Annotated in this window: 14 protein-coding genes; 13 read left to right on the forward strand and 1 reads right to left on the reverse strand. The window is 71.4% G+C overall.

All coding sequences use genetic code 11. The features are described from left to right. Nucleotides 1-142 precede the first annotated feature (142 nt). The 12 genes from ACFYOU_RS32950 to ACFYOU_RS33005 all read left to right on the forward strand — a co-directional run bounded on the left by ACFYOU_RS32950 (nucleotide 143) and on the right by ACFYOU_RS33005 (nucleotide 10,162). Nucleotides 143-1,852 (forward strand): nitrite/sulfite reductase, encoded by a 1,710-nt coding sequence (locus ACFYOU_RS32950; RefSeq protein WP_391310922.1) that lies wholly within the window; start codon nucleotides 143-145, stop codon nucleotides 1,850-1,852. Then, entirely contained in the window at nucleotides 1,849-2,028 is a 180-nt protein-coding gene (locus ACFYOU_RS32955; protein ID WP_385493355.1) for a hypothetical protein, read from the forward strand. Before ACFYOU_RS32950 ends, ACFYOU_RS32955 begins: the two co-directional genes overlap by 4 nt. Beyond that, a complete protein-coding gene (locus ACFYOU_RS32960; protein WP_391310924.1) occupies nucleotides 2,025-2,780 on the forward strand; it encodes a phosphoadenylyl-sulfate reductase in 756 nt (251 codons plus the stop codon). The genes ACFYOU_RS32955 and ACFYOU_RS32960 overlap by 4 nt, the downstream gene beginning before the upstream one ends. Continuing rightward, complete coding sequence (gene cysC / locus ACFYOU_RS32965) at nucleotides 2,777-3,385, forward strand: adenylyl-sulfate kinase (protein WP_385752926.1); 609 nt, start codon at nucleotides 2,777-2,779, stop codon at nucleotides 3,383-3,385. Before ACFYOU_RS32960 ends, cysC begins: the two co-directional genes overlap by 4 nt. Further along, nucleotides 3,382-4,359, forward strand: a complete 978-nt coding sequence (gene cysD / locus ACFYOU_RS32970; protein WP_389770218.1) for a sulfate adenylyltransferase subunit CysD — start codon at nucleotides 3,382-3,384, stop codon at nucleotides 4,357-4,359. Before cysC ends, cysD begins: the two co-directional genes overlap by 4 nt. Nucleotides 4,360-4,361: 2 nt before the next feature. Then, nucleotides 4,362-5,735 carry a sulfate adenylyltransferase subunit 1 gene (locus ACFYOU_RS32975; RefSeq protein WP_389770221.1) on the forward strand — a complete coding sequence of 458 codons (1,374 nt, stop codon included), beginning with the start codon at nucleotides 4,362-4,364 and terminating at the stop codon, nucleotides 5,733-5,735. Nucleotides 5,736-5,755: 20 nt separating this feature from the next. Then, a complete protein-coding gene (locus ACFYOU_RS32980) occupies nucleotides 5,756-5,893 on the forward strand; it encodes a hypothetical protein (RefSeq protein ID WP_385493452.1) in 138 nt (45 codons plus the stop codon). A gap of 126 nt (nucleotides 5,894-6,019) precedes the next feature. Next, a complete protein-coding gene (locus tag ACFYOU_RS32985; protein ID WP_391310928.1) occupies nucleotides 6,020-7,141 on the forward strand; it encodes an aliphatic sulfonate ABC transporter substrate-binding protein in 1,122 nt (373 codons plus the stop codon). A 29-nt stretch (nucleotides 7,142-7,170) separates the two neighbouring features. After that, nucleotides 7,171-7,959 (forward strand): ABC transporter ATP-binding protein, encoded by a 789-nt coding sequence (locus ACFYOU_RS32990; protein ID WP_385493361.1) that lies wholly within the window; start codon nucleotides 7,171-7,173, stop codon nucleotides 7,957-7,959. Beyond that, complete coding sequence (locus ACFYOU_RS32995) at nucleotides 7,946-8,959, forward strand: ABC transporter permease subunit (RefSeq protein WP_391310930.1); 1,014 nt, start codon at nucleotides 7,946-7,948, stop codon at nucleotides 8,957-8,959. The genes ACFYOU_RS32990 and ACFYOU_RS32995 overlap by 14 nt, the downstream gene beginning before the upstream one ends. 4 nt (nucleotides 8,960-8,963) lie before the next feature. Then, the gene (locus ACFYOU_RS33000; RefSeq protein ID WP_391310932.1) at nucleotides 8,964-9,743 is read left to right on the forward strand and encodes a CbiX/SirB N-terminal domain-containing protein; all 780 of its coding nucleotides are present in this window, start codon (nucleotides 8,964-8,966) and stop codon (nucleotides 9,741-9,743) included. 272 nt (nucleotides 9,744-10,015) lie between these two features. Next, nucleotides 10,016-10,162, forward strand: coding sequence for a hypothetical protein (locus ACFYOU_RS33005; RefSeq protein WP_391310934.1), 147 nt, complete (start codon nucleotides 10,016-10,018; stop codon nucleotides 10,160-10,162). 55 nt (nucleotides 10,163-10,217) lie between these two features. On the opposite strand, the gene ACFYOU_RS33010 is transcribed toward ACFYOU_RS33005, so the two are convergent. Further along, complete coding sequence (locus tag ACFYOU_RS33010) at nucleotides 10,218-10,778, reverse strand: DUF1697 domain-containing protein (protein WP_391310936.1); 561 nt, start codon at nucleotides 10,776-10,778, stop codon at nucleotides 10,218-10,220. Between the two features lie 290 nt (nucleotides 10,779-11,068). Here ACFYOU_RS33010 and ACFYOU_RS33015 point away from each other — a divergent pair, with 290 nt between their 5' ends. Further along, nucleotides 11,069-13,360, forward strand: a complete 2,292-nt coding sequence (locus ACFYOU_RS33015; RefSeq protein ID WP_391310938.1) for an MMPL family transporter — start codon at nucleotides 11,069-11,071, stop codon at nucleotides 13,358-13,360. Nucleotides 13,361-13,539 lie beyond the last annotated feature (179 nt).

Here is a 13,539-nt window from a genome sequence, read left to right on the forward strand (position 1 = left end):
TCACGCCCCGGCGTGGTGCCCGGATCCGCGTCGTCGCCACCATCGCTGCGCAGTGCCGCGCGCGGATGTCCCGCACCCTCCGCGCTGTTCCCGTATGCGCAGGTAAGAGCCGCTTTCCTGCCTGTCCGAAGGACGTATTCCCATGGTCTCCTCGGCCTCGACGCCGCCGCAGAAGCCCGCCGCAGCCGCGGCCCGCCGTAGGGTGACCCGTCACCGTGGCGAAGGCCAGTGGGCCAAGGGCCACTTCACCCCCCTGAACGGCAACGAGCAGTTCAAGAAGGACGACGACGGTCTCAACGTACGGACACGTATTGAGACGATCTACTCCCGGTCGGGTTTCGACTCCATCGACCCGAACGACCTGCGCGGCCGGATGCGTTGGTGGGGTCTGTACACCCAGCGCAAGCCCGGGATCGACGGCGGCAAGACCGCGATCCTGGAGCCGGAGGAGCTGGACGACAAGTACTTCATGATGCGCGTGCGCATCGACGGCGGTCGCCTCACCACCGAACAACTGCGCGTGATAGCCGAGATCTCGCAGGAGTTCGCGCGCGGCACGGCCGACATCACCGACCGGCAGAACATCCAGTACCACTGGATCCGCATCGAGGACGTGCCCGAGATCTGGCGCCGGTTGGAGGCCGTCGGCCTGTCCAGCACCGAGGCCTGCGGCGACACCCCCCGGGTGATCCTCGGCTCCCCGGTCGCCGGCATCGCCGAGGACGAGATCATCGACGGCACCCCCGCCATCGACGAGATCTACCGCCGGATCGTGGGCAACCGGGACTACTCCAACCTGCCGCGGAAGTTCAAGTCCGCCGTCTCCGGCTCCCCGTTGCTCGACGTGGCGCACGAGATCAACGACATCGCCTTCGTCGGCGTGCGCCACCCCGAACTCGGCCCCGGCTTCGACGTCTGGGTGGGCGGCGGCCTGTCCACCAACCCCAAGCTCGGCGTCCGCCTGGGCACGTGGGTGTCCCTGGAGGACGTGCCGGACGTCTACGAGGGCGTCATCGGCATCTTCCGCGACTACGGATTCCGCCGGCTGCGCAACCGCGCCCGGCTGAAGTTCCTGGTGGCCGACTGGGGACCGGAGAAGTTCCGCCAGGTCCTGGAGGACGAGTACCTGCTGCGCAAGCTGAACGACGGCCCGGCGCCCGAGCAGCCCGTGCAGCGCTGGCGCGACCACGTGGGCGTGCACCGCCAGAAGGACGGCCGCTTCTACATCGGGTTCGCCCCCCGCGTCGGGCGGGTCGACGGCACCATCCTCACCAAGGTCGCGCAGATCGCCGAGGACCACGGCAGCGGACGGCTGCGGACCACCGCCGAACAGAAGATGCTGGTCCTCGACATCACCGAGGACCGGGTCGACTCCGCGGTGGCCGCCCTGGAGGCGCTGGACCTGCGCGTCACGCCCTCCCCGTTCCGGCGCGGCACCATGGCCTGCACCGGCATCGAGTACTGCAAGCTCGCGATCGTCGAGACCAAGGCGCGCGCCGCCACGCTCATCGACGAACTGGAGCGCAGGCTCCCGCAGTTCGAAGAGCCGATCACCATCAACATCAACGGCTGCCCCAACGCCTGCGCCCGCATCCAGGTGGCGGACATCGGTCTCAAGGGCCAGTTGGTGCTGGACGACGACGGCAACCAGGTCGAGGGCTACCAGGTGCACCTCGGCGGCGCGCTGGGCCTGGAGGCCGGTTTCGGCCGCAAGGTGCGCGGCCTGAAGGTGACTTCGCACGAACTCCCCGACTACGTGGAGCGGGTCGTCCGTCGCTTCGAGGCCGAACGCGAGGACGGCGAGCGCTTCGCCACCTGGGTCACCCGTGCCTCGGAAGAGGCGCTGTCATGAGCGAGCGCGCCGCCCCCTTCCACTGCCCCTACTGCGGCGACGAGGACCTCCGCCCGAACGAACAGGGCCACGGCGCCTGGGAATGCGCGGCGTGCAACCGAGCCTTTCAGCTGAAGTTCCTCGGGCTGCTCGCCCGGGGGCTCCGCCGACAGGACACCGGAGGGGACTCGATATGACCGCCACGGGAACCACCGCACCGCACGACACGGACGGCCGCCGCCCGGCCGACCCCACCGACGAGCGCGCCGCCGAGCTCAAGGCCCTCGCCGAGCGGGCCGGCCGCGAGTTGGAGGACGCCTCCGCGCTCGCCGTCGTCACCTGGGCCGCCACCACCTTCGGGCCCCGCTTCTGCGTCACCTCCTCCATGGAGGACGCCGTCGTGGCCCACCTGGCGTCCCGCGCCCTGCCCGGCGTGGACGTGGTCTTCCTGGACACCGGCTACCACTTCCCGGAGACCATCGGCACCCGGGACGCCGTGGAGGCCGTGATGGACGTCAACGTCATCACCCTGACCCCGCGTCAGACCGTCGCGGAGCAGGACGCCGAGTACGGGCCCCGGCTCCACGACCGCGACCCCGACCTGTGCTGCGCGCTGCGCAAGGTCCAGCCCCTCCAGGACAGCCTCACCGGCTACGAGGCGTGGGCGACGGGCCTGCGCCGCGACGAGTCGCCCACCCGGGCCGGCACCCCGGTCGTCGGCTGGGACGCCAAGCGCCGCAAGGTGAAGGTCTCCCCCATCGCCCGCTGGACGCAGGACGACGTGGACCGTTACGTCGCCGAGTACGGTGTGCTGACCAACCCCCTGCTCATGGACGGCTACGCCTCCGTGGGTTGCGCACCGTGCACCCGGCAGGTCCTCGAAGGCGAGGACGCCCGCGCCGGACGCTGGGCCGGCCGGGGCAAGACCGAGTGCGGTCTGCACGGATGACCGCCGCCCGTCCGGGGGGCACCGCCCCCCGTCCCCCACACCAGGAGACCGAGCATGCCGAGGAGAAACACGTGAGCGGAGCCACCATCTGGCTCACGGGTCTGCCCAGCGCGGGCAAGACGACCATCGCGTACGAGCTGGCCGGACGGCTGCGCGCCGACGGCCACCGGGTCGAGGTCCTCGACGGCGACGAGATCCGCGAGTTCCTCTCCGCGGGTCTCGGCTTCGACCGCGCGGACCGGCACACCAACGTGCAGCGCATCGGCTTCGTCGCCGAACTCCTCGCCCGCAACGGCGTCCTCGTCCTCGTTCCGGTGATCGCGCCCTACGCCGACAGCCGTACGGCGGTGCGGGAACGACACGACAAGGCCGGCACCCCCTACGTCGAGGTGCACGTCGCCACGCCCGTGGACGTGTGCGCGGTCCGGGACGTGAAGGGCCTGTACGCCAAGCAGGCGGCGGGCGAGATATCCGGCCTCACCGGGGTCGATGACCCGTACGAGCAGCCCGAGGCGCCGGACCTGCGGATCGAGTCCCAGGACCAGACCGTCCAGGAGTCCGCGACCGCGCTGCACGCACTGCTCACCGAGAGGGGCCTCCTATGACGGCGACCGCGGCCACGGCCCGCGACGGCCACGGCGACGACGTCCGCACGGGACGCGGACCGGCCGGCCAGGAGAGCCCGTACACGCTCTCGCACCTCGACGCGCTGGAGTCCGAGGCCGTCCACATCTTCCGCGAGGTGGCGGGCGAGTTCGAGCGACCGGTGATCCTCTTCTCCGGCGGCAAGGACTCCATCGTCATGCTGCACCTGGCGCTCAAGGCGTTCGCGCCGGCGCCCGTGCCGTTCACGCTGCTGCACGTCGACACCGGGCACAACTTCCCCGAGGTCCTCGACTACCGCGACCGGACGGTGGCCCGCCACGGGCTGCGGCTGCTCGTCGCCTCCGTGCAGGAGTACATCGACCGCGGCGCGCTGCGGGAGCGGCCCGACGGCACCCGCAACCCCCTCCAGACCGTCCCGCTCACCGAGGCGATCCAGCAGCAGCGGTTCGACGCGGTGTTCGGCGGCGGGCGCCGCGACGAGGAGAAGGCGCGGGCCAAGGAGCGGGTGTTCTCGCTGCGCGACGAGTTCTCCCAGTGGGACCCCCGCCGCCAGCGGCCCGAACTGTGGCAGCTCTACAACGGCCGGCACGCACCCGGTGAGCACGTCCGGGTGTTCCCGCTGTCCAACTGGACCGAGCTGGACGTGTGGCAGTACATCGCCCGGGAGTCCATCGAGCTGCCGGAGATCTACTTCGCGCACGAGCGCGACGTGTTCCTGCGCTCGGGCATGTGGCTGACCGCCGGTGACTGGGGCGGCGCCAAGGACGGCGAGCCGGTCGAGAAGCGACTGGTGCGCTACCGCACCGTCGGGGACATGTCCTGCACCGGAGCCGTCGACTCGGACGCGACCACCCTGGACGCCGTCATCGCGGAGATCGCCGCGTCCCGGCTCACCGAGCGGGGCGCCACCCGCGCCGACGACAAGCTGTCCGAGGCCGCGATGGAAGACCGCAAGCGCGAGGGGTACTTCTAGCCATGACGAACAGCACTGCGACGGCCGGGGAACTCGCCGGCCTCTCGGCGACCACCCTGCTGCGCTTCGCGACCGCCGGTTCGGTGGACGACGGCAAGTCCACCCTGGTGGGGCGGCTCCTGCACGACTCCAAGTCGGTGCTCGTCGACCAGTTGGAGGCCGTCGAGCACGCCTCCCGCAACCGCGGTCAGACGGCTCCCGACCTGGCGCTGCTCACCGACGGCCTGCGCGCCGAGCGGGAGCAGGGCATCACCATCGACGTGGCGTACCGCTACTTCGCGACCCCGCGCCGCCGGTTCATCCTGGCCGACACGCCGGGCCACGTGCAGTACACCCGGAACATGGTCACCGGGGCGTCCACCGCCGAACTGACGGTGATCCTGGTGGACGCCCGCAACGGCGTCGTCGAGCAGACCCGTCGGCACGCGGCCATCGCCGCCCTGCTGCGGGTCCCGCACGTGGTGCTCGCGGTGAACAAGATGGACCTGGTGGAGTTCGCGGAGCCGGTGTTCGCGGACATCGCCGAGGAGTTCACCGCCTACGCCACCGAGTTGGGCGTCCCGGAGGTGACGGCCATCCCGATCTCGGCCCTCACCGGGGACAACGTCGTGGACCCGTCGGCGAACATGGACTGGTACGGCGGCCCGACCGTGCTGGAGCACCTGGAGACCGTGCCGGTCAGCCATGACCTCGCGGAGTGCCACGCCCGGCTGCCGGTGCAGTACGTGATCCGGCCGCAGACCGCCGAACTGCCCGACTACCGCGGCTACGCGGGACAGATCGCCGCCGGGACGTTCCGGGTGGGCGAGCAGGTCACCGTGCTGCCCTCGGGCCGCACCACGACGATCGCCGGGATCGACCTGCTCGGCCGGCAGGTGGACGTGGCGTGGACCCCGCAGTCCGTGACGCTGCTGCTGGCCGACGACGTCGACGTCTCGCGCGGTGACCTGATCGTGCCGACCCTCGACGCGCCGGCCACCACGCAGGACATCGAGGCGACGGTGTGCCACGTGGCCGACACGCCGTTGGTCGTGGGCCAGCGGGTGCTGCTGAAGCACACCACCCGCACCGTCAAGGCGATCGTCAAGGAGATACCGTCCCGGCTCACCCTGGACGACCTCTCCCAGCACCGCGAGCCGGGGCGGCTGGTCGCCAACGACATCGGCCGGGTGAAGGTCCGCACCGCCGAGCCGCTGGCGGTGGACGCGTACGCGGAATCCCGGCGCACCGGTTCGTTCCTGCTGATCGACCCGGCGGACGGCACCACCCTGGCCGCCGCCATGGCGGGCGAGTCGTTCGCCACGAACCGCGCCGGGGGCGGCGCCGCAGGCAACGGTGGCCACGAGGACGGCACCGAGGACGGGTGGGACTTCTAGGCATGAGTACACAGGGGGAGGTGACCGGCCTGATGGACGAACGGGCAACCGGCGTCGGCGTCGGCGCTGATGTCTTCTCGACGTTCGCCAAGGAGGGCGGCCGCGTCGGCAGCGGCGCGCTCGGCAGTGGGCAGGGAGGTGTCGGGCGATGTGTGTGAAGACGTACGCGCACCGCTTGCGCGCCCTCACCCCCCACCTGCTGTACCGAGCTTTACGTAAGCCTGCCGACTTCCCGGCCACGAACTGAGTACGTGAACGCCGGGCCAACGAGAGGACCACCTCCCGTGCCTGCCACGCTTCGATCCACCAGCCTGCGACGCGGTCTGGCCGCCGCCGTCGCCCTCCCGCTCCTCGCGGTCAGCGCGACCGCCTGCGGCTACGGGTCCAAGTCGGACGACGACAAGGACGACAAGGCCGCCCCGGCCGCCAACGCGAAGAAGCTGTCCGCCGACACCGTCAAGATCGGCTACTTCCCGAACCTCACCCACGCCACCGCGCTCATCGGTGACCACCGCGGTCTGTTCCAGAAAGAACTGGGCGGCACCAGAGCCTCGTACGCCCAGTTCAACGCGGGTCCCTCGGAGATCGAGGCGTTGAACTCCGGTTCGATCGACATCGGTTGGATCGGCCCCAACCCGGCGATCAACGGCTACGTGAAGTCCAAGGGCTCCAACCTGCGGATCATCGGCGGATCGGCGTCCGGCGGCGTGAAGCTCGTCGTCAACCCGGACAAGATCAAGAAGCTGGACGACGTCAAGGGCAAGAAGATCGCGACGCCCCAGTTCGGCAACACCCAGGACGTGGCGCTCCTCAACTGGGCCGCCGAGCGGGGCTGGAAGGTCGACGCCCAGAGCGGCAAGGGCGACGTGAACGTCGTCCGCACCGACAACAAGATCACCCCGGACGCCTACAAGGCGGGTTCCATAGACGGCGCCTGGGTGCCGGAGCCGACCGCGTCCAGGCTGGTGGCCCTCGGCGGCAAGGTCCTCCTCAACGAGGCGGACCTGTGGCCGGACAAGAAGTTCGTGATCACCCACGTCATCGTGTCGCAGAAGTTCCTCGACAAGCACCCGGACGTGGTGGAGGCCGTGCTGCGCGGCACCGTCAAGACCAACGCGTGGATCAAGGCGAACCCGGAGGAGGCCAAGAAGGCCGCCAACGACAAGCTGAAGGCCCTGTCCGGCAAGCCGCTGCCCACGGACGTCCTCGACAAGGCCTGGCCGTCGATCGACTTCACCAACGACCCGCTGGCGTCGACGCTGAAGACCGGGGCGGAGTACGCGGTGAAGGCCGGTCTGCTGGAGAAGCCGAACCTCCAGGGGATCTACGACCTCACGACGCTGAACAAGGTCCTGTCGGCCGAGGGGCAGCCCGAGGTCGACGACGCCGGACTCGGCGTCAAGTAGCGGATTCCCGACCCCAGGAGGTGACGACCATGGCCACGACGTTCGCCAAGGCCGCCGACGGTACCCAGACGACCGCTCCCGCGGCGCGGATCGAGCATGTTTCCAAGTCCTTCGCCGGTCCCGCCGGGCCACAGCTCGTCCTGGACGACATCACCCTCGATGTCGCACCGGGCGAGTTCGTCACCCTCCTGGGGGCCTCGGGATGCGGCAAGTCCACCCTGCTGAACCTGGTCGCCGGGCTGGACAAGCCCACCGGCGGCACGATCAGCACCGAAGGGCGGCCCGCCCTGATGTTCCAGGAGCACGCCCTGTTCCCGTGGCTCACCGCGGGCAAGAACATCGAACTCGCCCTGAAACTGCGGGGCGTGGCAAAGACCAACCGCCGCGACCGGGCGGAGGAGCTGCTGGAGCTGGTCCGGCTGAAGGGCTCCTACGGCAAGCGCGTGCACGAGCTGTCCGGTGGCATGCGGCAGCGGGTCGCGATGGCCCGCGCACTGGCGCAGGACAGTCAACTGCTGCTGATGGACGAGCCGTTCGCCGCGCTCGACGCGATCACCCGGGACGTGCTGCACGACGAGCTGACCCGGATCTGGCGCGAGACCAAGGTGTCGGTGCTGTTCGTCACGCACAACGTCCGCGAGGCGGTGCGGCTGGCCGAGCGGGTGGTGCTGCTGTCCTCCCGACCGGGTCGGGTGGCGCACACCTGGCAGGTCGACATCCCGCAGCCGCGCCGCATCGAGGACAGTGCCGTCGCCGAACTGTCCGTCGAGATCACTGAAAAACTGCGTGGGGAGATCCGCCGCCATGGCCAGCACTGACACGACGGCCGACCAGGACGGTACGGGCTCCGGGAAGGACGGCGCGTCCGCACCCGGCGGGCGTTCCGCCACCGCCTCGGTCACCAAGGAGGGCAAGGCGTCCGCACCGGCCGCCGGGGGCCGCGCCGAGAAGGCCCCGGACCTGCACGACCTCGCGGGCGTGGAGGCGGGACTCGACGCACTGGACTCCGTCCAGACCAGCCGCACCCCGCTCCGCGAGACCCTGCTGCGCAAGGTGCTGCCGCCGGTGATCGCGGTGGCGCTGGTGCTGGTGGTGTGGCAGGTCCTGGTGTGGGCCGAAGTCACCGACAGCTACAAGCTCCCCGCCCCGTCCGAGGTCTGGGACGAGGTCGTCACCGCCTGGGAGCGGGGGGTCCTGCTCGAGTACATCTGGACCAGCGTGTCCCGGGGTCTGCTGGGATTCCTGCTGGCCCTCGCGATCGGCACCCCGCTCGGGTTGCTGGTCGCCCGGGTGAAGTTCGTCCGGGCGGCGATCGGGCCGATCCTGTCGGGTCTCCAGTCGCTGCCGTCGGTGGCCTGGGTGCCGCCCGCGGTGATCTGGCTCGGCCTCAACGACCAGATGATGTTCGCGGTCATCCTGCTCGGTGCGGTCCCCTCGATCGCCAACGGGCTGGTCTCCGGCGTCGACCAGGTGCCCCCGCTGTTCCTGCGGGCGGGGCGCACCCTGGGCGCCACGGGGCTGCGCCACACCTGGCACATCGTCATGCCGGCGGCCCTGCCGGGCTATCTGGCCGGACTCAAGCAGGGCTGGGCGTTCTCCTGGCGTTCGCTCATGGCCGCGGAGATCATCGCCTCCTCGCCCGAGTTGGGCGTCGGCCTGGGCCAGCTCCTGGAGAACGGCCGCAACGCGAGCAGCATGTCGATGGTGTTCCTCGCCATCATCATGATCCTCGTCGTCGGCATCGCCATCGACCTGCTGATCTTCAGTCCGCTGGAGCGGTGGGTGCTGCGCAGCCGCGGTCTGCTGGTGAAGAGCTGATCACATGACCGAACCCGTCCTCCTCGTCATCGCCCACGGCAGCCGCGATCCGCGTCATGCGGCGACCGTCCACGCCCTGGTGGAGCGGGTCCGGGCGCTACGGCCCGGCCTGCGGGTGGAGACCGGCTTCCTGGACTTCAACGTGCCTTCGGTGCCGTCGGTCCTGGAGTCGTTGGCCGCCCGGAGGGTCAGCGAGGTCATCGCGCAACCGCTCCTGCTGACCCGGGCGTTCCACGCCAAGGCGGACATCCCGGCGGTCCTGCGGGAGGCGCCGGCGGGGATGCGGGTGCGGCAGGCCGCGGTGCTGGGGCCGTCCCCCCTGCTCACGGCCGCGCTGGAGAGGCGGTTGTACGAGGCCGGGCTCACGCCCGGCGACAAGCCCACGACCGGGGTCGTCCTCGCGTCGGCGGGCTCCACAGATCCGGAGGCGATCGCGGTGATCGCAGAAATCGCGCGGGAGTGGCGGCACACCGGTTGGTGCGCCGTGCGGCCCGCGTTCGCCTCCGCGTCCCTTCCCCGCACCGAGGACGCGGTGCGGGCGCTACGGGCGGAGGGGGTCCACCGGATCGCGGTGGCCCCCTACGTCCTGGCCCCCGGCCTGCTGCCGGACCGGATCGCCCGGGGCGCGGCCGAGGCGGGCGCCGACGTGCTCGCCGCGGTACTGGGTCCGGCACCGGAGGTGGCCCGGGTCCTGCTCCAGCGGTACGACGCCGCGGTGCGCGCCCCCGGCGGGCACCGCTCCGGTGCGGCCGCCGGGGAGGGACGGATGTCACTCGGGGCCTGACGGTACGCACGCGTTCCGTCAGGTCGACGCTCCACGCCGATGGCCGCGCACCCCGCCCGGGTGCGCGGCCGTCGCCGTTCCCCCTCGGGGGGGCGTGCGGCGGGACACCGACCCCGGCCCCCTGGCCGAGGGCGACGTGCTCGATGTGCGGGCCCTGCCCCGGGCCCCTGGGACCTGGCGGGGCTGGTGCGCGGAGTGCTCGTCCACATCACGGAGGCAGCGGCCCGCGACCAGAGGGGGTCTCGGGTCCGTGGTTCGTCGCCGCGGACACCGTGCGGGACCTCGCCGCGCTGAACGGCGTGGAGGCGTTGCCGTGGGACGGCTGGGGCATCGCCGCGGTGGAGGGGGACGAGGACCCCGCGTTCACGGCCGCCGACCGGGAACTCCTGGACCGGGTGACCCTGCCGGTCGCCGACTGAGCGGGACCGCCGCGGCGGTTTCGTCAGCCAGCCGGTCAGCCAGCCATTCAGTCAGTCAGTCACGGGTCATCTCCACCAGGCGGGTGACGGTGTTCCAGTTGCGGCTGGTGGCCACGGTGTCCCGCCAGAGCGCGGGCCGGCCGAGCGCCTCGGCGAGCCGGGAGCGACCGAGGCCGTCGGGGACGTACAGGTACAGCGCCCGGTCCCCGATGCGGAACTCGTCCGGGAGGAACGCCGACCGGTCCAGCGCGGCGAACCGGTCCGCGTCGACCGGCTCCGAGAGGTAGGTGACGTGCAGTTGGCGACCTTCCAGCCCGGCCGTCGGGAAGGGGCAGTCCTCGACGACGGCCCTGAGGTAGGCGTGGTCGCGGACCAGGACCGGCACGGTGAACCCGAAGTGTTCCTCGACGGCCTCGCCGAGCGAGGCGGCCAGGCTCTCGGTGGTGACCCCGGCGGCGTTCCGCCCGACCACGGAGAACACCGCGTTCCCGCTCTGGAGGTGGGTGCGCACGTCCCCGTGGCCGAGCCCTTCGATGAGCCGGCGCAACTCGGCCATGGGAACCTTCCGGTGACCTCCCACGTTGATCCCGCGCAGGAGGGCCGCATACGTCGTCATGCGGCAACCCTAGAGGTCCTCAGGGTCGGTCTCAGGGTCGCCACGGGCCAAGCAGCGTACGGTCGCAGCCGGTTGGGGGGTGGCACCACCCCTGAGAGCGGATCCCTGCGCCCCTGAGGGGGCTAGGGGTCTCCCGTACTCCGCCGTGCTGAGTCCCCCCAGATCGTGGGGTGGACAGCAGGCCCCCGTCGTTCACCGATTAGTACGACGTCAACCCCCCTGTCCCCGCCATAACTTCATGGGAGGCGGCGGCGCACGGCCCCGCCGCGGACGAGGGGGCACAACCCGACATGGGACACAGAGACGTACGCGTGCGGGGGTTCGCCGCACGGGCCGGCGGATGGAGCGCCCGGCACCGATGGGCGGCCGTCGGCATCTGGGTGCTGTTCGTGGTCCTGTCCATGGCGGCCGGGTCCGCGGCGGGCCGGGTCGAGGTGTCGTCCAGCGACCAGTTGAAGGGCGAGACCAGTCAGGCCGCCCGCATCATCGAGGACGCGGGCATCGAGGAACCGGCCGGTGAGTCGGTGCTCGTCCAGGCCAAGGCGCCCGGCGGCAAGGCCACCGACGAGGGGTTCCGCACCGCGGTGGCCCAGGTGATGGCCGCCGTCCGGGCGACCGGCGAGGTCACCTCGGTGACCTCGCCCTACGACACGCAGAGCATCTCCGAGGACGGTCGCACCGCGCTCGTGCAGTTCGACATGCGCGGGGACGGCGAGACGGCCGGCGAGCGGGTCGAACCGGTCCTCAAGGCCGTCGCCGAGGTGCAGAAGGACCACGACGCGCTGCGGATCGAGGAGATCGGCGGCGCCAGCATGAAGAAGACGTTCGACGACGCCTTCGGTGACGACTTCAAGCAGGCCGAGTACTCGGCCGTGCCGGTGGCCCTGGGCATCCTGCTGATCGCGTTCGGCGCACTCGTCGCCGCACTGCTGCCGGTCGCGCTCGCCATCACCGCCATCATGGCGACCATGGGGCTGATGGGCGTCGCCAGCCATCTCCAGCCGATGAGCGACACCGCCAACTCGGTGATGCTGCTGGTCGGCCTGGCGGTCGGCGTCGACTACTGCCTGTTCTACCTGCGGCGGGAGCGCGAGGAGCGGGCCGCCGGGCGGGACGCCGCGACGGCGCTGCGGATCGCCGCGGCGACCAGCGGCCGGGCCGTGATCGTCTCCGGTGTGACGGTGTGCGTGGCCATGGCCGGCATGATGTTCACCGGGCTCGCGGACTTCCAGGCGATGGGGCTCGCCTCGCTCATGGTCGTCGCGGTCGCGATGGTCGGCTCCGTGACGGTGCTGCCCGCGCTGCTGTCCCTGCTCGGCGAGCGGGTCGAGACGGGCCGCATCCCCTTCCTCCACCCCGACAAGCGGCGCAAGCGGACGGGGCGCTCCGGTGCGGACGCCGAGTCCCGGTTCTGGAAGGCGGTCCTGAAGGTCGTCCTGGCCAAGCCCGGGCTGTCCCTGGTGCTGGCCGGCGGGGCGCTGCTCGCCGTCGCCGCGCCGGCGCTGGGCATGCGCACCCAGGAACTCACCCTGGACCAGGAGTTCGGCGACTCCGTGCCGATCGTCGCCACCTACGACCGGCTGAACGAGGCGTTCCCCGGCGGTTCCGACCCGGCCCAGGTGGTCGTCCGGGCGAAGGACGTCGACGCCCCCGAGGTGAAGGCGGCCCTGGCGGACTTCCAGAAGCGTGTCGTGAGTTCCGGTGCCTCGCGTGGCCCGGTCGACGTCAAGGTGCACGCCGCGGAGAACGTCGCCGTGGTCTCGGTGCCGCTGGTCGGCGGCTCCGACCAGGACCGGGCCGAGCAGAGCCTCGCCGTCATCCGGGACGAGGTGCGGCCCGCCACGCTCGGTGCGGTCGACGGGGTCGAAGCGCCGGTGACGGGTCAGGTCGCCGGGTCCAAGGACTTCAACGACCAGATGACGGGTTCCGTCGCCCCGGTCTTCGCCTTCGTGGTGGTCTTCGCCTTCCTGTTGATGCTGCTGTGCTTCCGTTCGCTGACCATCGCCGTCACCTCGATCGTCCTCAACCTGCTGTCGGTGGGCGCGGCGTACGGCATCCTGGTCGCGGTCTTCCAGCACGGTTGGGGCGCCTCCCTGGTGGGTGCCGAGGGCGTGGGCGCGATCGTCACCTGGCTGCCGCTGTTCCTCTTCGTGATCCTGTTCGGGCTGTCGATGGACTACCACGTGTTCGTGGTCTCCCGGATCCGCGAGGCGAAGACCCGTGGATACGCCACCCGGGACGCCATCACCCACGGGGTGGTCACCACGGCCGGTGTGGTGACCAGTGCGGCGGTCATCATGGTCGCGGTGTTCGCCATCTTCGGCACGCTGTCGATGCAGTCGATGAAGCAGATGGGCGTGGGTCTCGCGGCGGCCGTGCTGATCGACGCGACGATCATCCGGGGCGTGCTGCTGCCCGCCGTGATGGCCCTGCTCGGGGAGGCCAACTGGTACTTCCCGAAGTGGCTGCGCTGGCTGCCCGACATGACGCACGACGAGACGCCGGAGCCGATCGCGGCGCCCTCGGCGGCCCGGCCCAGCACGGCCGGGGCCACCGACGAAGGGGTGCGCGTACCGGTCTAGCGGACACCGGTCCGGGAGCCGGTTGACGGCCCCGGAACCGGGAGGCGGGGGTGGGGGGCGGGGGCCCGGGGCCCGCCCCCCCCCCCCCCGGGCGGGGGGGGGGGGGGGGGGGGCCCCGCGGGGGGGGGGTGCGCCCCCCGCAGGGCGGCCGCCCCGCGCGGCCCCCCCCCCGCGGCCCA

Source organism: Streptomyces sp. NPDC005955, from assembly GCF_042871255.1.
In the GTDB taxonomy this organism is placed as follows: Bacteria; Actinomycetota; Actinomycetes; order Streptomycetales; family Streptomycetaceae; genus Streptomyces.

Coding starts and splice junctions, on each gene's coding strand:
- ACFYOU_RS32950 (WP_391310922.1), top strand. CDS start 143: ATGGTCTCCTCGGCCTCGACGCCGCCGCAGAAGCCCGCCGCAGCCGCG.
- ACFYOU_RS32955 (WP_385493355.1), top strand. CDS start 1,849: ATGAGCGAGCGCGCCGCCCCCTTCCACTGCCCCTACTGCGGCGACGAG.
- ACFYOU_RS32960 (WP_391310924.1), top strand. CDS start 2,025: ATGACCGCCACGGGAACCACCGCACCGCACGACACGGACGGCCGCCGC.
- cysC (WP_385752926.1), top strand. CDS start 2,777: ATGACCGCCGCCCGTCCGGGGGGCACCGCCCCCCGTCCCCCACACCAG.
- cysD (WP_389770218.1), top strand. CDS start 3,382: ATGACGGCGACCGCGGCCACGGCCCGCGACGGCCACGGCGACGACGTC.
- ACFYOU_RS32975 (WP_389770221.1), top strand. CDS start 4,362: ATGACGAACAGCACTGCGACGGCCGGGGAACTCGCCGGCCTCTCGGCG.
- ACFYOU_RS32990 (WP_385493361.1), top strand. CDS start 7,171: ATGGCCACGACGTTCGCCAAGGCCGCCGACGGTACCCAGACGACCGCT.
- ACFYOU_RS32995 (WP_391310930.1), top strand. CDS start 7,946: ATGGCCAGCACTGACACGACGGCCGACCAGGACGGTACGGGCTCCGGG.
- ACFYOU_RS33000 (WP_391310932.1), top strand. CDS start 8,964: ATGACCGAACCCGTCCTCCTCGTCATCGCCCACGGCAGCCGCGATCCG.
- ACFYOU_RS33010 (WP_391310936.1), bottom strand. CDS start 10,778: ATGACGACGTATGCGGCCCTCCTGCGCGGGATCAACGTGGGAGGTCAC.
- ACFYOU_RS33015 (WP_391310938.1), top strand. CDS start 11,069: ATGGGACACAGAGACGTACGCGTGCGGGGGTTCGCCGCACGGGCCGGC.